Origin of the sequence: Sphingobacterium sp. SYP-B4668, from assembly GCF_027627455.1 — a bacterium.
Taxonomy (GTDB): Bacteria; Bacteroidota; Bacteroidia; order Sphingobacteriales; family Sphingobacteriaceae; genus Sphingobacterium.
The window spans coordinates 3,792,769-3,818,342 of record NZ_CP115483.1 but is presented as its reverse complement, the minus strand read 5'-3'; the positions used below and the strand labels follow the sequence as shown (position 1 = coordinate 3,818,342).

At 42.0% G+C, this 25,574-nt stretch carries 15 protein-coding genes and 1 pseudogene; 14 read left to right on the top strand and 2 right to left on the bottom strand.

The annotated features are described in order from the left end of the window. Nucleotides 1-17 precede the first annotated feature (17 nt). From OQ289_RS15690 to OQ289_RS15625, 14 genes and pseudogenes are all read left to right on the top strand, one after another. Entirely contained in the window at nt 18-1,826 is a 1,809-nt protein-coding gene (locus tag OQ289_RS15690) for a RagB/SusD family nutrient uptake outer membrane protein (protein ID WP_270087793.1), read from the top strand. A gap of 8 nt (nt 1,827-1,834) precedes the next feature. After that, nucleotides 1,835-4,183 (top strand): GH92 family glycosyl hydrolase, encoded by a 2,349-nt coding sequence (locus tag OQ289_RS15685; RefSeq protein ID WP_443020412.1) that lies wholly within the window; start codon nt 1,835-1,837, stop codon nt 4,181-4,183. After that, complete coding sequence (locus OQ289_RS15680; protein ID WP_270087792.1) at nt 4,180-4,908, top strand: basic secretory protein-like protein; 729 nt, start codon at nt 4,180-4,182, stop codon at nt 4,906-4,908. The genes OQ289_RS15685 and OQ289_RS15680 overlap by 4 nt, the downstream gene beginning before the upstream one ends. Nucleotides 4,909-4,910: 2 nt before the next feature. After that, nucleotides 4,911-7,220 carry a GH92 family glycosyl hydrolase gene (locus tag OQ289_RS15675; RefSeq protein ID WP_270087791.1) on the top strand — a complete coding sequence of 770 codons (2,310 nt, stop codon included), beginning with the start codon at nt 4,911-4,913 and terminating at the stop codon, nt 7,218-7,220. A 325-nt stretch (nt 7,221-7,545) separates the two neighbouring features. Continuing rightward, the gene (gene nagA / locus OQ289_RS15670) at nt 7,546-8,739 is read left to right on the top strand and encodes an N-acetylglucosamine-6-phosphate deacetylase (RefSeq protein WP_270087790.1); all 1,194 of its coding nucleotides are present in this window, start codon (nt 7,546-7,548) and stop codon (nt 8,737-8,739) included. A gap of 16 nt (nt 8,740-8,755) precedes the next feature. Continuing rightward, a complete protein-coding gene (locus tag OQ289_RS15665; RefSeq protein WP_270087789.1) occupies nt 8,756-9,505 on the top strand; it encodes a glucosamine-6-phosphate deaminase in 750 nt (249 codons plus the stop codon). Between the two features lie 22 nt (nt 9,506-9,527). Then, nucleotides 9,528-10,583, top strand: a complete 1,056-nt coding sequence (locus OQ289_RS15660) for a LacI family DNA-binding transcriptional regulator (RefSeq protein WP_270087788.1) — start codon at nt 9,528-9,530, stop codon at nt 10,581-10,583. A gap of 263 nt (nt 10,584-10,846) precedes the next feature. Continuing rightward, entirely contained in the window at nt 10,847-11,836 is a 990-nt protein-coding gene (locus tag OQ289_RS15655) for a Gfo/Idh/MocA family protein (protein WP_270087787.1), read from the top strand. Between the two features lie 11 nt (nt 11,837-11,847). Continuing rightward, nucleotides 11,848-13,203 (top strand): Gfo/Idh/MocA family protein, encoded by a 1,356-nt coding sequence (locus OQ289_RS15650; RefSeq protein WP_270087786.1) that lies wholly within the window; start codon nt 11,848-11,850, stop codon nt 13,201-13,203. 4 nt (nt 13,204-13,207) lie between these two features. Beyond that, a pseudogene (locus OQ289_RS15645) lies at nt 13,208-14,518 on the top strand (sugar MFS transporter); the annotation flags it as partial. A gap of 63 nt (nt 14,519-14,581) precedes the next feature. Then, the gene (locus OQ289_RS15640) at nt 14,582-15,889 is read left to right on the top strand and encodes a putative oxidoreductase C-terminal domain-containing protein (protein ID WP_333485603.1); all 1,308 of its coding nucleotides are present in this window, start codon (nt 14,582-14,584) and stop codon (nt 15,887-15,889) included. An 11-nt stretch (nt 15,890-15,900) separates the two neighbouring features. After that, on the top strand, nt 15,901-17,025 hold the full coding sequence (locus OQ289_RS15635) for a sialidase (RefSeq protein WP_270087785.1): 1,125 nt from the start codon (nt 15,901-15,903) through the stop codon (nt 17,023-17,025). Between the two features lie 33 nt (nt 17,026-17,058). Then, a complete protein-coding gene (locus OQ289_RS15630; protein ID WP_270087784.1) occupies nt 17,059-20,172 on the top strand; it encodes a SusC/RagA family TonB-linked outer membrane protein in 3,114 nt (1,037 codons plus the stop codon). 16 nt (nt 20,173-20,188) lie between these two features. Beyond that, nucleotides 20,189-21,703 (top strand): RagB/SusD family nutrient uptake outer membrane protein, encoded by a 1,515-nt coding sequence (locus OQ289_RS15625; RefSeq protein ID WP_270087783.1) that lies wholly within the window; start codon nt 20,189-20,191, stop codon nt 21,701-21,703. 69 nt (nt 21,704-21,772) lie between these two features. Here the strand turns inward: OQ289_RS15625 and OQ289_RS15620 are convergent, their stop codons facing one another. Beyond that, nucleotides 21,773-23,467 carry a GMC oxidoreductase gene (locus tag OQ289_RS15620; protein ID WP_270087782.1) on the bottom strand — a complete coding sequence of 565 codons (1,695 nt, stop codon included), beginning with the start codon at nt 23,465-23,467 and terminating at the stop codon, nt 21,773-21,775. A gap of 459 nt (nt 23,468-23,926) precedes the next feature. Then, nucleotides 23,927-24,925 carry a beta-ketoacyl-ACP synthase III gene (locus OQ289_RS15615; RefSeq protein WP_270087781.1) on the bottom strand — a complete coding sequence of 333 codons (999 nt, stop codon included), beginning with the start codon at nt 24,923-24,925 and terminating at the stop codon, nt 23,927-23,929. Between the last annotated feature and the right edge of the window lie 649 nt (nt 24,926-25,574).

Genomic DNA, 25,574 nt, shown 5'->3' with positions numbered 1-25,574 from the left:
TGATAAAATATATTCCAATGAAAAAATCAATATATATATTATTAGCGCTACTGACTGCGTCGTCTTTCAGTGGTTGTAATAAGTATTTGGATCAAGTACCAGATGATGTCATCACCGTAGATGATATTTTTAAATCCAAAGCCAATACAGATAAGTTTTTGGCGAATATCTACACTGTAATACCCAATGAACTCGCACAGCGATTTGTAGGTACCGATAATGCAGGTCCATGGACGGCTTCATCGGATGAAGCTAAATATACATGGGACTTCAATTACAGTAATAATATGATTTCGTCGGTATGGAGTAATACCGATGGGACAATCGAGTCCTTTTGGAACAGCTATTACAGAGGAATTCGTAATGCATCGTATTTTATCCAGAATATAGATGGTGCGAATAGTGTGGAAGTGACCGATGTGATGAAAACGACCTATAAAGCTGAGGCAAGGGCATTGCGTGCGCTTTATTACTATTATCTGGTAAGAAGCTATGGTGCCGTTCCAATAGTAGGAGAGGAGGTCTTGGATATCAATATACCTATTTCGGATTTAAAATTATCCCGTACCCCATTTGATGAATGTATCGATTACATCGTTGCCGAATTGGACAATGCCTATGGCAACCTACCTTACGAACCGAATAACAGTGAGTTTGGTCGTATTACCAAAGGAGTTGCAAAAGCCTATAAAGCTGAAGCACTATTACTCAAGGCGAGCCCATTGTTCAATGGTAATACCGCATTTGCTAGTGTGAAAAATGCAGATGGAACAGCCTTATTCAGTGCGACTGCCAATCCTGACAAGTGGAAAGATGCAGCAGCCGCTGCTAAGGCATTTATCGACGAGTTTGTCCCCAATTACTATCAGTTGTTTAAGGTGAATAATGCAGATCCATTTGTAGCGGCTTATCTATCTTGTAGAAATGTGATGACGGTAGATTGGAATCAAGAATGGATTTTTGCGCGTTCCAACAGTGGAAACAATGCACAATATGATCGTACACCGAAGCATGTCGGATTTCCTTCAGCAGCTCAGGGTGGTGGTGCACTTGGTGCTACGCAGACAATTGTAGATGCATATGCGATGAACAATGGACTGCCGATTACCGATCCCAATGCGAATTATCAAAAAGACGGCTATGTCAGTTTCAAAGCTCCTTATGATGTAACATCAAGAACGACTTTTGCAGCCTACACGAATAGAGAACCTCGTTTTTACGTAGGGATTACTTATAATGGAAGCTATTGGCTCAATCAGGCAAATAGCGGTACGGCAGTGTTGTCGTTGTTTAATTTCAGTGGCAATTCAGGACGAACACAGAGTACATCTGATGTGACACCTACGGGCTATACGGTTCGCAAAAACGTATCTACAAATGGTAATTCAAGAGGGGCATTGCTGATTAGGTTAGCGAATATTTACTTGGACTATGTGGAGGCTTTAAATGAGTCTGAACCGGGACATGCAGATATTGTTAAATATCTCAATCTTATTCGTGAGCGTGCTGGGATTCCATTATACGGTCCTAATGGTATCACAGTGCCCACCACACAAGCGACCATGCGTGATGCTATCCGTCGGGAAAGACAGGTGGAATTAGCTTTTGAGAATGTACGATTCTTCGATACTAGAAGATGGAAGATAGCAGAGGAGACGGATAATGGGCCAGTGTATGGGCTTAATCTTAATGCTGATGGAGATGCTTTTTATGCAAAAACACTTATCGAGACCCGTGTTTTCAAAAAAGAAAGGGATTACTTGTTCCCAATTCCTAACAATGAAATTTTGAAAAATGAGAAAATGGTGCAGAATGCTGGATGGTAAGCTAAAAAATGAATATGTTTAAAAAATCAATAATAGCAAGTATTGCCTTATTAGTAGGTGCCGGGATTATATTCCCGGCATCTACTTTGGCGCAAAAGGTCAATGGCAGAGCTGTTGATCCTGTAGATTTGGTGAACCCATTGATGGGGACGGATTCCAAACCCTCTCTCTCTAACGGAAATACTTATCCTGCCATCGGCCTTCCTTGGGGCATGAATATGTGGACGCCACAGACAGGGAAGAATGGAGACGGGTGGCAGTATGTATATACAGCAGACAAAATAAGAGGGCTTAAGCAAACCCATCAACCCTCACCTTGGATGAATGACTATGGTCAGTTTTCTCTGATGCCGGTCACTGGTAAAGGCATATTTGACCAAGAAGGCCGAGCGAGTTGGTTCTCACATAAATCCGAAACAGCAAAACCTTATCACTACTCGGTATACCTCGCCGATCATAATGTGAGGGCTGAAATAACACCTACGGAACGGGCTGCGATGTTTAGATTTACGTTTCAGACGACAGACAGCGCATTCGTTGTCTTGGATGCATTTGACAGAGGTTCGGAAGTGGAGATCATACCAGAGAAGAATATGATCATAGGGTATTCTTCTCGATATTCGCGAGGAAAGCTTCCTAACTTCAAGAATTATTTTGTATTGGTATTTGATCAGCCTTTTGATAATTTTTCAACATGGGAGGACAAGTCCAGGTTTAATGGGAAATTGAAGTCAACAGCTAATCAGACGGGTGCTATTGTCGGGTTCAAGATTAAGGACCGTTCAAAGGCCGTACATGTGAAGGTCGCGTCGTCCTTTATTAGTCCCGAACAAGCTCTTGTTAATCTGGACGAGCTTGGCGATAGGACGTTTGATCAAATCGCTAAAGATGGTCGTACGATTTGGAATGAAAAACTTGGGCGTATTGCAGTAGAGGGAGAAGATATAGATCAAATGCGTACTTTTTATTCTACATTGTATCGAACGCTTTTCTTTCCCAATAAGCTATACGAAATATCCAAGGATGGACAGACAGTGCATTATAGTCCGTATAATGGAAAGGTATTACCTGGATATTTATACGGGGGTACTGGATTTTGGGACACCTTTAGAGCATTATATCCCTTCCTCAACCTGATGTATCCTGCTATTAATGTGGAGATGCAAGAGGGCCTTAAGAATGCGTATTTGGAAGGCGGATTTTTGCCAGAATGGAGTAGCCCCGGTTATGCGGATATCATGATTGGCAACAATTCAGCATCGGTAGTCTCTGACGCCTATATGAAAGGTTTGAGAGGGTATGATATCCAAACGTTGTATGAAGCACTGCTCCATGGAGCGAATAATGAAGGGCCAATGACGGCAGTTGGAAGAAAAGGTGTAAATTACTACAATGAATTGGGATACGTGCCTTATGATGTTGGAATCAATGAGAACGCAGCTCGTACATTGGAGTATGCTTATGATGACTTTGCAATCTATCAGCTTGCCAAGGAACTTAAGCGACCACAAAGTGAAATTGACCTGTATGCCAAGAGGGCACAAAATTATCGGCATCTTTTCGATTCGTCGACCAATCTGATGCGTGGCAAGAATAAGGATGGGAAATTTCAAACGCCTTTCAATCCGTTGAAATGGGGGGACGCTTTTACGGAAGGCAACAGTTGGCATTACTCTTGGAGTGTATTTCATGATATAAAGGGGTTGATTGGACTTATGGGGGGAGAAAAGACTTTTGTCAATATGCTGGACAGTGTCTTTAATCAACCGCCGCTGTTTGATGATAGCTATTACGGAGGTACTATACATGAGATACGAGAAATGCAAATTGCCGATATGGGGCAGTATGCCCATGGAAATCAACCTATCCAACACATGATCTACCTTTATAATTATGCTGGCCAACCCTGGAAGGCCCAATATTGGATTAGGCAAGTGCTTGACCGAATGTATAGTGCTACACCTGACGGTTATTGTGGGGATGAGGACAACGGGCAGACGTCAGCATGGTATGTATTCTCTGCTTTGGGATTCTACCCGGTATGTCCTGCGACGGATGAATATGTCATTGGTGCACCTTTATTCTCCAAAGCAGTGCTACATTTGGAAAATGGGAAGAAAGTAGAAATAAATGCAGTCAATGCATCTAAGTCTCACGTTTACGTAAATCAACTTTCCCTAAATGGGCAGACCTACGCTAAAAACTGGTTAAGTCATACCGGTTTAATGCAGGGAGCCGTGTTAGATTTTGACATGAGTGTGCAACCTAATATGACGAGAGGTACCGAGGAATCTGCAGCACCATACTCGATGACGAATGAACTGAAAACAAACAAAGTAAATAAGCATAAAAAATGAAAAAATTAATAAAAATTATGTCTTGCACGGCATTATGTATGGTAATGGGAGGTATTACCGTCAAGGCACAGAACAATTGGCAACATACCGACGATGATCGTCGGGAAGCCGTAGAGGTCGATACCATTACAAAAGGCAAATATTCATTGATATGGATCAATAAGCAAGCGGACTTCGATCCCGTTTTAAAGCAGAGGCTTATCGATACATATTTTCTCAATTATCCGAAGCTGGCGAAGAGATATAATAAAAATACCCGAAAGCAGGTTTCGTTTGTCATTGACCCTGGATATGATGGAGTCGCCGCTACTGCAGGAGGTATTGTGAGATATAGTCCGGTTTGGTTTGCTAAGAATCCAAATGATATCGACGTTGTGACCCATGAAGTGATGCATATTGTGCAAGGGTATCCTAATGGCTCTGGCCCTTGGTGGATTACAGAAGGTATCGCTGATTATGTCAGATTTACAGATGGTGTAGACAATGCATCTGCTAATTGGAAACTCCCCGATTTTAAAGATACGCAAAAGTACAGCGATTCTTATCGCGTTACTGCTCGTTTTTTCTATTGGTTGGATACCAAAGTAAAGCGAAACATCGTTAAGACGCTAGATAAAAAAATGAGGGACAAAACTTATAGCGAAAGTTTTTGGAAGGAGCAAACGGGGCAAGATTTAGACAGTCTGTGGAAACGCTATGCTGCCGACCCTTCCATAGATCAGTAATTATGAAACTAAAAAATGAACGCCTATTCCTTCTGATGGTATTGCTTGTGAGTAATCCTCTGTTGGGGAAAGCACAGCAGAAATCTTTGATTCAATACGTCAACCCACTCATCGGTACGGCCAAAATGGGCCATACTTTTCCGGGAGCTACGGTGCCTTTTGGAGCCGTACAGCTAAGTCCAGACACGGATACCATCCCCTACGCAGTTGGAGGAAGGTATAATGGAGACGTCTATAAGTATTGTGCTGGATATCAATATGAAGATCCCACTATAGTGGGATTTAGCCATACGCATTTCAGTGGTACAGGACATGCTGACTTGGGAGATATTTTGGTCATGCCGACGCAAGGGAAGGTACAGCTGAATCCGGGTACCGTCGAACGACCTCAAGACGGATACCGCTCTCCCTACAGTCATGAGCAGGAGGTGGCAAAGCCTAACTACTACAGTGTGATATTGGATAAGCACGGGATCAAGGCCGAGATGACCACGACCGCAAGGGTTGGAGTACATCGTTATACCTTTCCTAAATCGGATGCGTCTCATCTCATTCTCGACCTTACCGCCGGAATATACAACTATGAGGGTAAAAATGTATGGACAGTGGTCAAAGTGCATAACGACTCGTTGATTACAGGGTACAGACAGACTAACGGGTGGGCGCGTTCTAGAACTGTCTATTTTGCTATAAAAACATCCAAACCTTTTAGGAACTACGGCGCTCAATATAAAGATGGTAAATCCGTTTATAATGGGTTTTGGCGAAAGTTTAACCAAGAGGATAATTTTCCGGATTTAGCGGCGCACAATATACGCATGCATTTGGACTTTGACACCGAGGATGGAGAAGAGGTCATGATGAAAGTAGCTCTTAGCCCTGTAAGCATGAAAAATGCGTTGATCAATATGACTGCCGAAACACCGAACTGGGCCTTTGACGATATTGTGAAGAATGGACAGGAGCTATGGGAGAAAGAATTGGCCAAGATAGAAGTCGATATGCTGAACAAAGAAGACCTGATTAATTTCTATACAGCATTGTACCATGCGAGCTTAATGCCGACCGTATATATGGATATCAATGGCGAATACAAGGGACTTGACCAAGAGGTGCACCAGGCTCAGGGATTTACGAATTATACGTCATTCTCATTATGGGATACTTTTAGAGCTTTTCATCCGCTAATGAATTTGATTAATCCGTCTCGCAATTCGGATATGGTGGCTTCTATGATGGCACATTATGATCAGAGCGTATTGAAGATGCTGCCCATATGGTCTCACTATGCCAATGATAACTGGTGCATGAGTGGATACCATTCTGTATCCGTTGTCGTAGATGCCATTATGAAAGGGGTGTACAAAGGAGATGCGCAAGCAGCATTACGGGCTTGTGTACAGACTGCCAATACTAGGCGATATGAAGGTATTGGAGCCTATATCGATTTGGGGTATGTTCCTGATGATGTTTCGGGAACTTCGGTATCCAATACGTTGGAATATGCCTATGATGATTGGTGTATTGCCCAATTGGCGCAAAAACTGGGAAATACTGAAGTATATGAGAGATTCAGCAAACGAGCTGAGTCATGGCGTCAACTGTTCGATCCGGCAATAGGGTTTATGAGGCCCAAAGATTCTAAAGGTGTTTTTAGGCCAAAGTTTGATGTGTTGGATACGCATGGTCAGGGGTTTATTGAAGGAAACTCTTGGAATTACAGTCTTTATGTACCACATCAACCTGCTGAATTGATGAAAGTAATGGGGGGAGGTAAAAAGCTGGAAACTTATCTAGATTCTCTATTTACTATGCATTTGCCAGATCACTACTTTGCAAATACGGAAGATATTACTCGAGAGGGAATAATCGGTAACTATGTACATGGTAACGAACCTTCTCATCATGTGGCCTATCTCTACAACTTGACTGGTAGTGCCTGGAAGACTCAAGAGCGTATTCGAGATATTATCCGTCATCAATACCAAAACGGAGAAGCAGGTTTGGGGGGTAATGATGACTGCGGCCAAATGAGTGCCTGGTATATTTTCAGCTCTTTAGGATTCTACCCTGTGGCCCCGGGAGAACAAGACTATTGGATAGGAAGCCCCTTGGTGAAGGCTGCTCGTGTCAACTTGGAAAATGGAAAGGTGTTGACACTTAAAGCACTCAATCAATCCGATAAACATAAATATGTTAAAAAGGTAACATTCAATGGCCAACCCCTGGATAATCTCAGACTTTCGTACGATAGTATCAAGGATGGTGGCGAACTTGTTTTTGAAATGAGTACCAAACCCTTGAAAAAATAATTGTTGATTAATAAGGTGATCCTTAGGTCTCTGAGGCTTGTGAAGTGCTGATAGAGATCTTGGAAAGAAAGCGCAGGAGACTGCGCTTTTTTTATGGTTGAGCCTCTTTGTTTAAGTGTCTACGTTTTAAAAGGAAGGGGAAGGTACCCGTAATTATTATTTGTATGAAATGTAGCTGTCTGTTTTTTTTGTTATCTATTTGATTGTTAGTTGCTTGTTGTTGTGTTGGTTTTTTTTTCTGAGGAAGGAGATGGAGTATATATGGAATATTATTGTAGATTGTTTAATATTTTTTCTATTTTCGTGTACGTACACAATTATAAACATGAATACATATTTAATTTCTAATGTCAACATTATTCTGTTAGATCGGGTGCAACAGGGCGTTGTACTGGTCTCAGCAGGTAAGATTGCTGGCATATATAGTTCAGAAAAGGAAATCTCTCTGGATCTTGATGAAGTGAGTAGGGTGGATGGAAAGGGGAGATACCTATCTCCAGGATTTATCGATATCCATATTCATGGAGGCGGTGGTGCTGATTTTATGGATGGTACGGTGGAGGCCTTTTTGACGATAGCGGAGACACATGCCACTTTTGGGACAACAGCAATGTTGCCCACCACACTGACCACGACTCAAGAACAATTGGAAAAAACGCTTGGATGCTATGAGGAGGCGTGTAGACGCAATAGCAAAGGAGCCCAATTTTTGGGAATGCATTTGGAGGGACCTTATTTTGCCATGGAACAGAGAGGGGCCCAGGATCCACGTTATATTCGAGATCCCGATCCGCAGGAGTATCAGGCAATTATCCAACGTTTTCCATTTATAAAGAGATGGAGCGTTGCTCCTGAGCTTCCGGGGGCTGTGGAGATGGGAGAATATTTAGTTAAACATAATATCATAGCAGCAGTAGCTCATAGTGACGCTTTATATGAGGATGTGGAGAAAGCGCATCAAGTAGGATATACACTAATGACTCATTTTTACTCGGCGATGTCGTCCATAAAACGTGTAGCGGGACATCGATTTGCGGGAGTGGTAGAAGCAGGCTATCTAATCGATGGGTTCGATCTTGAAATCATCGCCGACGGTGTGCACTTACCTAAACACTTGTTGCAGTTGATCAGTAGGTTCAAATCACATGACCGAATCGTGCTGATTACAGATGCCATGCGGGCTGCAGGTACCCAGGTTGACGAAAGTATATTGGGACCATTGGTAGGAGGTACCAAGGTCATTATAGAAGACGGGGTAGCTAAATTGCAAGACAGGACAGCATTTGCGGGTAGTATAGCCACATGCGATCTATTGGTTAGGGTAATGCGGTTACTGGTGGAGTTGCCCCTGCATACTATTGTGCGGATGGTGACGTTTAATGCTGCCCGTGTGCTTGGTATCAGCAATCAAAAAGGGAGTATCCAAATGGGGATGGATGCCGACTTGATCCTCTTTGACGAAAATATCGAAGTGTCGTGGACTATGGTACAAGGGAATGTCATATATAATCAATTATAACCTTATAAAATCGACGATGGATTTATTGAATTTAAGCGTATCGACAAGCCGAACGCAAATGGGAGCTGCTGCAGCAGCTGATGTGGCAGCTCGCATCGTACAATTGTTGGAGAAACAGGAGGAGGTCTCTGTTATTTTTGCAGCAGCACCCTCGCAATTGGAACTTTATCGAGCACTCATCGATACTGATGTGGATTGGAGTCGAGTCAATGCCTTTCATATGGACGAATATGTGGGACTCAGTGAGGATAGCCCACAAAGCTTCAGAAGGTATCTGAAAGAGCATTTCTTTGACATGCTCCCCTTCCGCAGCGTACACTTACTTAGAGGAGAGGCTGATGACGCAACAGAAGAGTGTATACGATATGGACAGCTTCTAGAGGAATATAGTCCTGACTTAGTCTGCCTAGGTATTGGTGAAAATTGTCATTTGGCATTTAATGATCCCCCTGTTGCTAATTTTAAGGACCCCGTAAAAGTGAAACGGGTTAGCTTGGATGACACTTGTCGGCAACAACAGGTCAATGATGGCTGTTTTCCGTCTTTTGATGCTGTACCAGCGGAAGCATTGACTTTGACTATACCAACTTTATTTGAAATACCTTATTTATACTGTGTAGTGCCAGGTCCAAGTAAAGCACAGGCTGTAAAATGGACACTGGAAGAGCCAGTAAGCGAACGTTTTCCATCGACGATATTGAGAAAGCATCCTAATACTACACTGTATTTAGATCAAGATAGTGCGAGTTTGATTGCAAATGGTTAATTTGCTGTATTGAAAATTAATTATGGAAGAGAATTCAGGATTAAATGGAGTCCGTGAGATTGCCCGACGCGCCAACGTATCAATAGCAACAGTAGATCGAGTATTGCACAAGAGGGGTGGGGTCGCTCTGAAAACCAAACAGAAGATAGAGGATATCATCAAAGAGATGGATTATAAGCCTAATATGCTTGCCCAGCGGCTAGCCTCTAAACGGGTCTATCGTTTTGCGGTTTTGATACCTATGCAATCCCAAGAGACCGAATATTGGAAACTTCCGTTGGATGGTATCAATTCTGCGTTGGAAGAGGTCAAGATGTTTGGGGTGGAGGTGGTCCGTTATTTGTTTAATCTGGATGATCGTACATCTTTCAAACGGCAGGCTGACCGTATCTTAGGGGATAGGATAGATGGTGTGATTATTGCGCCGACCTTTATTAATGAGGCTATGGAATTCACCCGACGATGCGCTGAACGCAAGATAAGTTTTGTATTTATCAATTCGGATATCCCTTTTGTGACTCCGCTGAGCTATATCGGTCCCGATCTGTACCAATCGGGTAGGATGGCGGGCAATATTGCGCATTACCTTATTAAGGATCAAGGATCGGTACTTGTGCTCAATATTTCTAAGGAGCTCGATGCAACCTATCATCTCATTAAAAAGACAGAGGGCTTTGAGGATTATCTTGTTGAGCAGGATTTCAAACAACAGATACATAAACTTTCTCTGAGTCAGACGGACTACGAATCCGTCAGGCTGGAGTTGGAGCGTTTTCTTCAACATAATGAAGTTGATTTGATATTTGTAACGAATTCGAGACTCTTTATCATCGCACAGTACATCAAAGAAAAGCGATTAGATATTCGATTAATTGGATATGATTATTTACAAAGTAACCTTGCTTACTTAGAAGAAGGCTATATTGATTTTATTATTAGTCAGCAGCCCGTTAAGCAGGGATTTATTGCGTTGCAGACACTTTGTGATTACTTTATTTCAGGCGATGATGTCGTGAAACTACACCATATGCCAATTGATGTGTTGACCAAAGAAAACTATAAATATTACAAACTGTAATATTTATTTGTTTTTTATTTCGTGTACGTACACATTTTTACTATATTTATAGTATTAAAATTATAAACATTAAATAACTGCCGATTTCAACGATAGGCAGGCCTATTTCTTACGAGTTTGATAAGCTTAATGACTACACAGCAACTTTTGCAAGTTGAATGTATTCGATTGCCGATGTTTTGGGAGGTGCTTGTTTAATTTATGGGTACGTACCCGTATTGCATATTTAACTAAATGATGATAACACAATAAATGATCAAATCATGAATAATTTGAATCGTAAAGAATTTTTGGGAGTAGGTGCCCTGACATTCTTCTCTCTTTTAACACCGGAGATAACATTTGGCATGCCCCAAGATGTTGGTAAAAAGATTGGTATAATCGGATTGGACACCTCCCATTCGGTAGCATTTGCCAAAGCTATAAATGCCGACCCAGCTAAGTATAAAGGATATTATGTAGCAATGGCCTACCCTTACGGTTCAAAGACTATAGCTTCTTCCTTTGAGCGTATTCCTAAATATATTGAAGAGATTAAAACATATGGTGTAGAAATTGCCGAGTCCATACAGGATTTGTTGACCAAGGTAGATGCTGTAATGTTGGAAACAAATGATGGGAGATTGCATCTCGCACAAGCCGAAGAAGTACTAAAGGCGAAGAAAATCGTCTTTATTGATAAGCCTCTGGCAGCATCTTATAAAGACGCTGCTGCGATATTTGATTTGGCTAAGAAATACGATGTGCCATTTTTTTCGTCTTCATCCTTACGATATATTACAGGGATGGCCGAGGTGTTGAGTGGTAAATATGGCAAAGTGTTGGGCGCGGATGTCTATTCGCCTGCCAGTCTCGAAAGTAGTCACCCAGATTTTTTTTGGTACGGTATACATGGTGTGGAGATTTTATTCACGGCGATGGGTATCGGCTGTAAAACAATCAGCCGTACACACACGGCTGATGCGGATACAATCGTAGGTGTATGGGAGGATGGTCGTATAGGCACAGTAAGAGGAACGAGAAAGGGAAAGGCGGAGTTTGGCGGAACTATATTCTGCGAAAAGGGTGCTGTTAAACTGGGTGAGTTTGTCGGTTATAATCCTCTTTTGGATCAAATAGTGAATTTTTTTGACACAAGGAAAGTCCCTTTTGACCCACGCGAGACTTTGGAGATCTGCGCATTTATCCAAGCGGCTGATGTGAGTAAAGTCAGAAATGGACAAGCAGTCGAACTTAAATCAATCACGCAATAATAACATGAGCCATGAATAAAGAAATGAATTCAAGAAGAGAGTTTTTAAAGAAATCAATACTGGCTACAGGCGCCTTGAGCATCGGTGGCGTATTGCCAGCATTTAGTGCCAAGAGCTACAACAACATTATAGGCGCGAATGAAAGACTCCGCGTTTCTGTAATGGGCGTCAACTCTAGAGGGTTGGCTCTTGCTGAAAATTTTGCTTCCCAACCCAATAGTGAGGTAGCCCATATTTGTGATGTAGATTCTCGTGCCCTTCAGAAATGTACAAAGGCACTGTCCAAATTTCAAAAATCAATACCAAAGGAATATGGGGATTTTAGAAAATCTCTTGAGAGTAAGGATATTGATATCTTGGTTGTAGCCGCTCCGGATCATTGGCATGCCCCAGCGGCTATTATGGCTTCCCAAGCGGGTAAACATGTTTACTTAGAGAAACCCTGTAGTCATAATCCAAATGAAGGTGAACTCTTGATCCAGGCCGTACAACGCTATGGAAACGTTATCCAGATGGGTAATCAGAGAAGGTCTTGGCCCAATGTCGTGAAAGCGATAGGAGAGCTGCACGCGGGTAGTATAGGTGAAGTATACTTTGCCAAAACCTGGTACACCAATAATAGACCATCAATAGGAATAGGTAAAGAAATAGTGGTACCTTCTTGGTTAAATTTTGACCTGTGGCAAGGCCCAGCACCAAGAATGAAATTGAAAGATAACTTACTGCATTATAACTGGCACTGGTTCTGGCATTGGGGTACGGGTGAAGCGTTAAACAATGGTACACATATGGTGGATTTGGCACGTTGGGGGCTGCAAGTCAACTATCCGACTAAGGTGAGCTCGTTAGGTGGGCGTTATGCTTATAAAGATGATTGGGAGACTCCGGATACACAGGTTATCAATATTGAATTTGGTGAAGACAAGCTCATTAGTTGGGAAGGGAGAAGTTGTAATGGGTATCCGATAGAAGGTTCCACAGTTGGCGTGATGTTTTATGGAAAGAATGGGTCATTGCAAATCGATGGTGCCAACTCCTATAAAGTATATGATCTCAAGGGAGTGTTGGTCAGGGAAGTGAAAGATGATATGCCGGTGAATACTGCTAGTCTGACTAGTCCCTCACAAAGATTAGATGCTATTCATATCCAAAATTTGTTTTCGGCGATCAAGAACAAGGAAGTTTTGCACTCGGATATTGTTAGTGGGCACCAAAGTACACTGTTAGTACAACTGGGCAATATTGCCCAGCGTGCAGGAAGGGTATTGAATATCGATCCCACGAATGGACATATACTTGGAGATCAGCCGGCTATGGACAGCTATTGGTCTAGGACTTATCAAGCCGGTTGGGAAGTTAAAGTTTAAGATGATGGATAACAAGACCGTAACCCATGCTGAAGCTATTCCGAGAAAAGATAGAATCATTTCTATTGGAATAATCGGCGTACTATTTTTCACTTTTGGATTTGTCAGTTGGATTAATGCAATATTGATACCTTATTTCAAGATTGCATGTGAGTTGACCAATTTTCAAGCCTATCTTGTTGCATTTGCTTTCTATATCTCTTATTTGGTTATGTCTATGCCCGCTTCCTATATCCTGCGGCGCAAAGGATTCAAAAAAGGGATGTTGATTGGATTTTGGGTGATGGCATTTGGGGCATTCATGTTTGTCCCAGCAGCATATACCCGAACCTATCATCTTTTTTTGATTGGATTATTCTCTTTGGGATCTGGACTTGCGATTTTGCAAACTGCGGCCAATCCTTATATTACTATATTGGGACCCAAAGAAAGTGCTGCACAACGGATCTCCATAATGGGGATATGTAACAAAGCCGCTGGAATATTAGCACCAATTCTATTTGCTACCGTGGTGTTGAGAGCGTCTGATAGTGAGTTGTTTGCTTTATTGGAACACATGGATCCAGCGCAGAGAGCAGCGGAGCTCGATATGTTTATCAGAAGAGTGATGGTACCCTATGCCGTAGTAGGAATGGTATTATTCATTCTAGGGATATTTGTCAGATATTCTCCGCTTCCGGATATAGATACGGAACATGAGGAAGACACCGTAATGCGTGATAATGTAAAGAAAACCGGTGTATTGCAGTTTCCGCATTTGGTGCTCGGTGCTATTGCTATCTTCCTGCATGTGGGAACGCAGGTCATTTCGATTGATACGGTAATTGGATATGCTGGATCTATGGGGATAGACCTATTAGAGGCAAAGACCTTTCCGTCATACACCCTATTCTTGACCATTGTAGGGTACTTAATGGGCATTGTCCTTATTCCAAAAGTGATTAGTCAAGTGACTGCATTGCGAATATGTACAGTATTGGGATTGGTGTTCACACTTTCCATTATTTTTGTCAAAGGGCAATCCAATATATTGGGGCATTCCGTAGACCTCTCCATTTGGTTCGTCGTTCTTCTCGGTCTTGCCAACTCATTGATATGGGCGGGAATATGGCCTTTGGCATTGAGTGATCTTGGTAAATTTACGAAGCAAGGTGGTGCACTATTGATCATGGGCTTATGTGGAAATGCAATCATGCCGATGATATATGGATACTTTGCTGATAAAGTTGACCTCCGTAGTGCCTATTGGGTATTAGCCCCTTGCTATTTGTATTTGATTTTCTATGCGACACAGGGGCACAAATACCGGTCGTGGAAAAAACGAGTTAAAGCCCAGTTGAAGAAACCGGAGCATATTATTGGTATTGTTTTGATTGTTATGAGCCTTTCTTCCCACGCGCAGGAAAAAAAAATAACATTTATAGTGGTACAGCCTCAGCATTTTCATGCAGCGCTGACGCAGAAAAGTATGCCTCCAGGCGTGGATGAAAATATATACCTCTATGCAGCGAGTCAAAATGATGTGGAGGGTTACTTGCGGTTAATCAACCAATATAATGATAGATTACTGCAACCTACTTCTTGGAAAATAAAGCCCCACTACGGTGCAGATTTTATAACCGCCTTTGAGCGAGGTCCGAAAGCGGATGCAGTTATCTTAGCAGGCAATAATGGAGCGAAAATAACATATATCGAAAAGTCAGTCAATAACGGGTTGCATGTGTTTGCTGACAAACCTTTGGTCATCAATGCTGAAGGGTATGACAAACTAGTGGATATCTTTCATCAGACGAGTTTAAATAATCTAATCGTCTACGACATGATGACTGAGCGATTCGAAACGAAAAACCAAATTATTCAGAGGCTTATACAAAATAAGAATCTATCTGGAGGATGGAAATTGGATGATGGCGAGCCCGCTATTAAGTTCAACAGCACACATTATTTTCTAAAAACAGTATCGGGGGCTCCTTTGATAAGACCCAATTGGGTCTTTGATACCGCTCAACAAGGAGAGGGATTGGTAGATGTGAGCACGCACTACATTGATTTGGTACAGTGGCTGGTCTGTCATCAAGAAACTTTAGATCCTCAGAAGGACATTTTGTTTAAGGAGTCAAGTCGCTGGAATACGGTTTTGTCTTTGTCACAGTATCAAAAAATAACCGGAGAAAAAGAATTTGCTTATTTTCTGAGACCTCAGGTCTCGGATGGGGATAGATTGAACGTCGCTTCGAATGGAATACTTGAATATTCCCTCAAAGGAGTACCAGTAGAAATCAAAATACAATGGCATGCCGAATCCCAACATGGAGAAGGAGACGAACTACTGGCGACTTATCGAACGAATAATTTTACTTTAACTGTTCAACCTGATGAAAATGGACGGAGCAACATTTTTATCAAACCGAATAACACAACCCTTACATTTGAAAGGGACTTGCAAAAGGCTTTAAATGAAACTGGATGGGATGGACTTAGTTTGGAGAATAACGAAGGTCTTCTGAAAATTGTCATTCCTGAAAAACATATGCTTAATCACGAAGAGCACTTTGCAAAAGTAGTCGAGCAATTCCTAGCCTATGTAAAACTGCGTAAATTACCTGATTGGGAGCAATCTTTTATGCTTTCAAAATATTATCTCACCACATTAGCTCTTTCGAAAGCCAAGCATATAAACCTGTAAAACCACTGATCATGAAGTCTAAATCGATAGGGATGACGCTAGTCTTCCTCATTTTTTGTGCACGTATTTTTGCACAAGAAAATCAACTATGGAATGGTATTTCCAGTTATTTTGATGTACCCGCGGCCTTTAAAGGGGATTTTGGTCGATTGACTTCCGTCCTGAAGTTTAAGGATGGTAGCCTAGTAGCGAACGCTAATGATTGGCAGAAAAGAAGACTAGAGATTCGGAAAGATTGGGTGTCATATTTAGGAGAATGGCCTTCGATATGGAAGGATCAAAAATTCGAAGTACTCGCTACCGAAGATAAAGGTACGTATACTAAATCGACAGTTAGATTTTATTGGACACCTAATGAGCAAACTATAGGCTATTTGCTCTCTCCTCATAAGAAGGGAAAGCTACCCGCAGTGGTGACAGTCTTTTATGAACCAGAGACCAGTATAGGGGAGGGAAAGCCAAGACGGGATTTTGCATTGCAATTGGTTCAACGAGGTTTTGTGACCCTATCTATTGGAACTAAAGAAGCTTCAGCAAGACAAGAGTTTTCCCTGTACTACCCGAGTATCGATAAGGTCAGTGTGCAGCCTCTTTCTATGCTGGCCTATGCAGCAAATAATGCTTTTTTTGCATTGGCGAATCAAGCGAATGTAGATCGGGATAGGATTGGCATCGTGGGACATTCGTTTGGCGGTAAATGGGCCATGTTTGCATCGTGTTTGACGGACAACTTTGCGGCGGCCGCATGGTCGGATCCCGGAATTGCCTTTCAAGAAGATAGGGAGTCTGTCAATTATTGGGAGCCTTGGTATTTGGGATTCCATCCTAAACCTTGGCGTAGTAGAGGCTTGATAACTCCTGATAATCCAGCTTTTGGGCCCTATTTAGATATGCGTAGCAAAGGACGTGATCTCCACGAGCTACAGGTTTTGATGGCACCGAGACCCTTCCTTGTATCTGGAGGGTCTGAGGATCCTGTGGCACGTTGGCGGGTATTGAATCATAGTATTCAAGTTAACGAGCTTTTAGGGCAGCATAATCGGGTAGCAATGTCCAATCGTCCTACACATGAACCGACAGACGAATCGAATGAATTGATATACAACTTCTTTTCTTTCTTCCTTCAACAAAAATAATCCAACATTTTATAAACAAATAGATACTAAATTATGAAGACAAAACTGTTTAAAACAACCTGTTTTTTGCTTTCACTTTTGGTTACTCCAGCTTTTGTGTCATTAAGTCATGCTAGTGCTCCCGACGGACGGATAGGGCATGCTCAGCAACAGCTACGGGGTAATGTAGTCGATGAAGCAGGGGCTCCACTAGCTGGGGTGTCCATTAAAGTGAAAAATTCGAATCTGGGTACATCTTCCGACAATCAAGGTAATTTTGAGCTGAACAATGTAGCGCGGGGAGCGGTATTGGATATCTCGTATTTGGGATATGTGACACAGGAGGTCGTGATTCAAGATTATACGCCTAAATCTATTGTGTTACTTGTCAAACAGGATGCATTGGATGAGGTCGTGGTGGTGGGCTATGGTACGCAAAAGAAAAAGGAACTCACGGGTTCTATTTCTTCTATCAAATCAACAGATTTGGAGAAGGTGGCTGCTACTTCTTTTACGGGAGCGATACAAGGGAAGGTTCCAGGGGTGACTATAACGCAGACTACGGGTGCTCCTGGTGGAGCTGCTTCAGTCCGGATAAGAGGGGTTGGAACCACGGGGGGGAATCAACCGCTTTACGTTATTGATGGATTTCCAGTGGGTGGGGGTGGAGTTGCGATTAATGGAAGTTCGGATAACGTAGATGGAATGGCAATCGTCAATCCTAATGATATTGAGTCTGTAGAGATTTTGAAAGATGCAGCAGCAGCCTCTATATACGGGGCTAGGGCGGCGAATGGTGTGATACTCATTACCACAAAAAGAGGTAAGGATGGAGTAGCGACTGCAGAGGTCAATGCTTACACAGGAATTCAGAGTTTGTGGAAACAACCAAAATTTTTGAATGCGGAGCAATTTGCAACTTTGGCCAACGAACTATATACAAACTCCAAAATGGCACCGAATCCAGAATGGTCAAATCCGGCGGGATTGGGTGTAGGTACGAATTGGATTGACGAGGTTTTTCGTTCGGCACCCATACACAATATCGATTTGTCGATAACCGGTGGCAACCAGAAGGTGAAAAGTGCGCTGTCCTTAGGATACCGGGATCAACAAGGAACTATCATCGAAACGCGCAATCGTCGATACACAGGGCGTGCCAACGTGGATGTAAATGTCAATGAAAAGTTGAAAGTGGGTGGGAGCATGGCTTTCTCTTATATTGACGGTAAGGGACAACGTAATGAAGATTTTCGATTGGGAATATTTAATTTGGCGCAACAGTTTTATCCGACCTTGGGAAGAGAAGATGTGGTGTCTGGCTCCTCTGCCTATTATTCCACACAGGGAGATAATCCTTATCTAAGGGCTAAATCACTAGATAATTTTGTGCGTAATATGCGGTTGTATGGTAATGCTTTTGCAGAATACGAAATTGTCCATGGTTTGAAGTTTAGGTCGAGCTTGGGCTTGGACTTCGCTTCCGTACGAAATCACTCTTGGGAACCGAAAGTGCAACGTGGATTTTATAGTAATCCTGAAGCATCCTTGACCGAAAATCAATCACAAGGGCTGAATTGGTTGATTGAAAATACGCTGAACTATAATAAAGATTTTGGAGATCATCGCATTTCGGCTGTTGTGGGGCAATCCGCTCAGAAGAATACAAATGATTGGATGACAGTAGTGGCACGAGGTTTCCAGAATGAATCTTTACAGGTCATTAATGGGAGTTCGGATGCTAATCGTAAAGCGACTGGGACAGGCTCGGTTTATTCCTTGGCGTCCTATCTGGGTAGGGTCAATTACAATTATAGAGACCGTTATCTATTTTCGGCAAGTATTCGAAGAGATGGTTCTTCAAATTTTGGTCCGGCAAGAAAGTGGGGTAACTTCCCTTCCGTATCTGCCGGTTGGAATATTTCGGATGAGTCATTTTTTGACAATACTGGATTTGTCAATAGTTTAAAATTAAGGTCGAGTTGGGGGCAATTAGGTAACGATGCTATTGGAGCATTCGGATATTCGAGTACGCTAGGGATTGGCCGTGTGGTGGACAATTACATCCTGGGAACAGGTCAGGGCTTAGTAACTGGTGCTGGTATGATTCGACCTGGAAACGAAAGCTTAAAATGGGAAACCAGTGAACAGTTGAATTTTGGAGCTGATTTTACTTTTCTAAAAAGCAAGGGGTATGCGACATTGGAATATTACATAAAAGACACTCGAGATATGTTGGTGAGCTTGCCTGTGTCTTTGGAAGCTGGGTTTGAAAGTGCACCATCAGTAAATGGGGGCAAGATAAGAAATTCGGGTTTTGAATTTTTAGTTGGATATGCTAGTGGGGGCGAGTTCAAGTATGATGTCAGTATCAATATGTCGACATTGCGTAACGAAGTCCTATCATTGGGCGCTGGAAATCCGATCAGTGGCCCTATAGTTGGCTTTACGAGTATGAATAGTTCGTATACGCAAGTCGGGCAACCTATTGGATACTTTAGAGGTTATGTGGTTGATGGAATTTATCAGACTGATGCAGAGGTGAACAAATCTTTCCAACCGAATGCATCAGCCGGTGATTTTAGATTTAAGGATATCAATGGTGACAATGTTTTATCGGATGCAGACCGAATAATGCTAGGTAATCCTTGGCCAGATATGACCTATGGGCTCAATATGGATTTTTCGTATAAGGGGTTTGACCTCAATATGCTGGTGCAGGGAGTGTCAGGAAACGAAATATTTCACGTTGCCAAATTCACGACTTATCCTATGAAATACTTCGGCGGCAGTGGTGTAATAAATGCCTCTGAGGATATCATGAACAGGTGGACTCCTGAAAACGGAGGCAACAGTACTCCTATATTGAAATATACGGATTTGAATGGAAACTACGCCAACCTATCTTCTTTCTATATTGAAGACGGCTCTTATGTACGGTTGCGAAATCTTACTTTGGGATATACACTTCCTGGGCATATTATTGAGAAAACAAAGGTGCTAAAAAAGCTGAGAATGTATGTGTCCGCTCAAAACCTATTTACCCTCACGAAATATTCGGGGTTTGATCCTGAAATTGGAGCGACCAATCCACTGGCTAGTGGGGTAGATGACGGCGTGTATCCTGTTCCAAGGACCTACATGTTTGGACTTAAAATGGCTTTTTAAATTTAACGAATTGAAAATGAAAAAATTGAAGTTAATTGCGTTGTTACTCGCTGGAGTAACCGTAGGGTGCTCGGATAGTTTTTTGTCGCTGAAGCCTACAGATATAGTGATTGAAGAAGAGTTTTTTAAAAATACATCTGATGCCGAAGCCGCACTATTAGGTGTGTATAGTACCCTTCAAAGGGAAGAGACTTTTTCAAATGTAAGAGATGCAGCAGACATTGAATGGGCCATATCTGGAGATATGTACGAGATGGACGGAAGTGCTAATAGAATAGAATTGCATTCCTTGACATTGCCTTCTACTAATACCATTTTGCGAGATGTATATACTGCGGCATACAATGGGATAGCACGTGCAAATCTGGTTATCAAAAAAGTGCAGGACATGGGAGAAGGTGATCAAGGAGTGAAGGATAGGATTATTGGTCAAGCTAAATTTATAAGAGCGCTCTACTATTATCGTCTGGTAACTTATTTTGGAGGTGTGCCTTTGATTTTGGATCCATTGAATGCCAATTCTGAATTGCAGATACCGAGAGCAAAGGTTGAAGATGTGTGGAAGTCCATTGAAAATGATCTCATCAGTGCGAATGAGGTACTTCCTAAATCTTGGGATCCGGCAAATGTTGGTAAAGCCACTTCAGGGTCATGCAAAGCGTTACTGAATAAAAGCTATCTCTGGCAAGGTAAATATGGAGATGTAGTGAAGATTACGGAAGCACTTTTTACAGAAGGAGTCTATGGGCTATTAACGGATTATAGATCTATTTTTCTAGAAACAAACGAGAATAATAAAGAGATTCTATTTTCAACCCAATTTAGAGAAGGCACGGATGCTGAGGGAAATAATATTGTCAAACGGACTGCACCTAGGGGCGCTCCAGCTGAGTTTACAGGGGGAGCGGCTTGGAGTAACTTTGTCCCACAACAGCACTGGGTGGACGGTCATGAAAAAGATGCTCAGGGTAAAATAAAGGACAAGAGGTATTGGTCTACGATAATTGGTCCAGGGGAAGCACATCAAAATATGCCCACCTTCGTGATGCCTGCTTCAGTACCAGCAGGCTGGTCCAAATCAGGTTATATCATGACCAAATATTGGCAAAAACCCACATTAAATAATTCAGGAGTGAATATGCCTATTATACGATATGCCGAGATTTTATTGAACTATGCCGAGGCTTTGAATGAGACGAACCAAACATCGAAGGCAATAGACTACATCAACGAGATACGCGAACGTGCGGGGCTGTCTCTACTTGCTAATAGTTTAGGTAAAGACGCGACATTAGATGCTGTTTTTCAGGAAAGACGTATGGAATTTATTTGGGAGCCATCCGGAGGTTTTTCTGACTTGAATAGACGGGGAAGATTTTTGGAATTCATCAAAAAAGAAAGGCCAAATTATGCCGATCTCAATGTCGATCAAAAGCCCTGGTTGAATACGCAGCCTATACTATTCCCAATTCCGCGCGACGCGTGGGATAGAAATAAGGCTTTAGAACAAAATCCACATTATACTTTCTAGTTACGAGCATAGCTCGTATTCTTTACGGAGGTGTTCATGCTTTGGCGCATGGGCACCTCCTTTTTTATACTAAAGAGTATGATCTTTTAGCGCTTGTATAGCATAATTTGCCGCTCTTGCTGTCAATGCCATAAAAGTTAAAGAAGGATTTTGATTACCGGCGCTGATCATACAGGCACCATCTGTGACAAAAACATTTCTACAAGCATGAACTTGGTTGTAGGCATTCAACATGGATTGTTGGGGATCATTGCCCATGCGCACACCTCCCATCTCATGGACTTCAAGTCCTGGTTGTCTATTGAAAAGCTCATGTTGATCCAAGGTTTTTATGTTTTCACAATTCGAACTTTTCAACATTTCGGTCCCCTCTGTAAAAAAGTCGCGCATCATCGTAACGTCATTTTCGGTATATCCCACGGATGTGATGAGTTTAGGAAGGCCATATTTGTCCTTGTCTTGACTGATTCGCACGTGATTATGGATGGAGGGGATGACTTCACCTTGCATCATCATGGAAACCTTCCAAGCTCCAGGTTCCAAAAGACTATCCTTATAGGCTGCCCCCACACCATCTTTATTCATGCCTTTCCAGTTGTCTCGATTTGCACTGAAGGCGATAAGATATGATCCCAAAAATGAGTTTGAGGGAAAGTTGATGTTTTTGAAAGCAGGGATGAAGACTTGTGTTGGTCTACGTCCATAGTAATATGAGTCCTCGAAACCAGGGAAATCAGCACTTATCTTGCCTCTGTAATTATGGAATACAATATATTTTCCAAGTGTGCCATTGTCATTTCCTAGGCCATTTGGAAATCTCGAGGATCGGGAGTTAAGAAGGATGAGATTGGAATTGAGAGTCGAAGCATTCAAGAAAATGATGCGAGCATTTATTTCCTGTCGTTTTCCAGAATGGATATGGATAATTCGTACCCCTGTAGCTCGTTTTGTTGTATCATTATACGATATGGATTCGACGATGCTGTCGGTAAGAATAGTAAGGTTGCCGGTTTTTAATGCATAAGGAATCGTGGATGCATTGGCACTAAAATAGCCTCCAAACGGACATCCACGCTCACATAGAGAACGCGCCATACACTTAGACCTGCCTTGATGGATCTGTGTATCTGTGATTTCGGCCAAGTTGGCCGAACGCCCAATAATGGCTTTTCTGTCGTTGTAGTTGGTCGCGATGTTTTTTGAAATATACTGTTCTACGGCATTCATCTCAAAAGATCCGACGACCTCACAGTCAGGCATGTTTTCAATTCCGTCCTTCTTGCCGGAAATACCAATGAATTTTTCAACATGCGTATACCAAGGAGCTACATCTGTATATCGAATAGGCCAATCTATGCCATATCCAAATCGCTTAGGCGCATTGAACTCGAAATCGCTCCAGCGCTGTGTTTGACGGGCCCATAAGAGTGATTTGCCGCCCAGTTGGTACCCTCTAATCCAGTCAAAGGGTTTCTCCTGGATGTATTCTTGATCTCCATCTTGGATATAGAAATGCTTAGTGGCCTCGTTGAATTGGTAATGCTTGGATATGAGTGGATTCTTGGTTAAATCGTCTTCTGTTTTGGCATTGGCATGAGGAAGTTCCCAAGGGTCTAAAAAAGCTGTGGGGTAATCCTCAATATGTTTTACCATCCTACCTCTTTCTATTAGCAATGTCTTTAAACCTTTTTCTGTAAATTCTTTCGCTGCCCAGCTTCCTGAAATGCCAGATCCTATTATTATTGCGTCAAAAGTTTCGTGCATGCTATTACGTCGTTAGTAAAAACAAGGAATTCGGTTTTAGAGCCTGTTTGAAATTTATGAAATAATTTTTTATGTCTCTTTTTGACTGCTACCTCTTTATGTTTTTTCGAGGCCAAAGCGCGGCTGTCTTTAAAAAAAATGCTTGGTCTCTCAAAAATAGCGTATAAAAAATTTCATAGTATGAATTTAAACAGGTTCTTATAATATGCATTTAATATACGATTATTTTGTGTAACACGCCCGGTATTAAGACGGATAACGCATATCCTATATGCAAAAGTTACACATTAGGTCGTAGGTCCCATAGATTGGTGTGGGGATGGGGACCGTTGTTTAGCTGTATGGGGGGATTTACTTAAGTTGTAGGCAACTAACAGCTAAGAAATGAGCTGCTTTTATAGTGACTGTTGCACAGTCGAAATAGCTAGGAGGATGCAACAGTCAACTAGTAGCGATGGCTTATGCCATCCAGCGCAATAGACTCGCTCCCCATGAGAATCCAGCTCCGAAAGCAGTCAGCATGACTAAGTCGCCGGTTTTCATACGTTTTATATTTTCCCATATACAAAGCGGGATAGTTGCAGCAATTGTATTACCGAGGTATTCGATGTTACTTAAAGTCTTGCCTTCAGCTATATTGATGGATCGACCTACGGCATCAATGATGCGCTGATTGGCCTGATGTGGTACTAACCAACTAACATCATCTATAGTCAAATTGTTTTTTTCAAGAACATGTAGACATGCATCGCTCATGGACTGCACCGCTTGCTTAAATACAGCCTTACCGTCCTGTCTCAAATAGCGTCGTTCACTAGACATCAATTCTTTGTCCAATGGGTATAAAGAGCCGCCAGCTTCGATGTTGAGAAATTCGCGACCGCTACCATTGCTGCGCAAGTAGGCATCCATAATACCCCCTTCTAATGAAGCTTCTAACCAGACCACACCCGCTCCGTCGCCGAATAGGATATTTGTGGATCGATCCTGTTCATTAACATAGGTGCTGATATTATCCGCACCTACGACCAATACATTTTGATAGCGTTTAGTCTCGATGAGGGAAGCTCCCATATCCAATGCATACAAGAAACCAGAACATGCAGCGTTCATATCAAATGCCCAAACACTTTTAAGACCAAGTTTTTCAGCAATGATATTGGCTGTGGCTGGCATCAACATATCGGGTGTAGAGGTAGCTACGATAAGTGCATCGATGTCTTGAAGATCCTTATTGTATGCTTGTACCATATTGAGTATGGCTCGCACCGCCATGTCCGAAGTCGCTAGATCTTCCTCTAGTATGCGACGTTCTTTGATGCCAGTACGTTTGATGATCCACTCGTTCGAAGTATCACATACTTTTTCTAGATCGTTATTTGTTCTTCTATTCTGAGGTACATATCCTCCAATGGCTGTAATGGCGGCAAATAGTCTAGTCTGTAAGCTTGTATTCATATAATTGGGTACGCTATTATTCTGTCAGCTATCAGTTAGTGCTAATCAGTATTCCGTGAAATGAAGATGTAGAACAGTGGAGGCAAAAAGAGTCTGTGATTAGACCTATTTTAACCATAGTGTTTCGAAAAACAAAATGGGTAAGCTTATTGGTGTATTGGAATAAACGGGTGGATATTAATCTCGCTCTCAAATTTATCTTCATTTTAATCGTACAAAAATAGGATAATTTAGTGAGGTAAGTATAAGATGTGGTAAATATTGTGACAATATAATTACCAAAATGAATAGTTTTATCATCTAATACACTATAATTATTCGGTAACCATCATTGCTGGGGAATGCGTATGCTCATATGGAAAATTAGGCGTTTGCATTTTATGTGCTTTATGTCGTACATTTGGATGGCTGATAGTAGCAAAGAGCCGTAATTCCACAGACGAAACAACCAAACTGAACGCGTAAATATATGCTGATGAAAATGTCGTGAACATACTATTTACAAACAGACATATAATACCCCTGATGGCGTCATCGTTCTGGAAACAACCGAAAGCGGTGAGAATGCCTTTGAAAGTACACAAGTATGAATGGATAAACCAAGGGCAACGAGCTTAGAGAAGGTGATGAAAACTCGCACTTATAATAA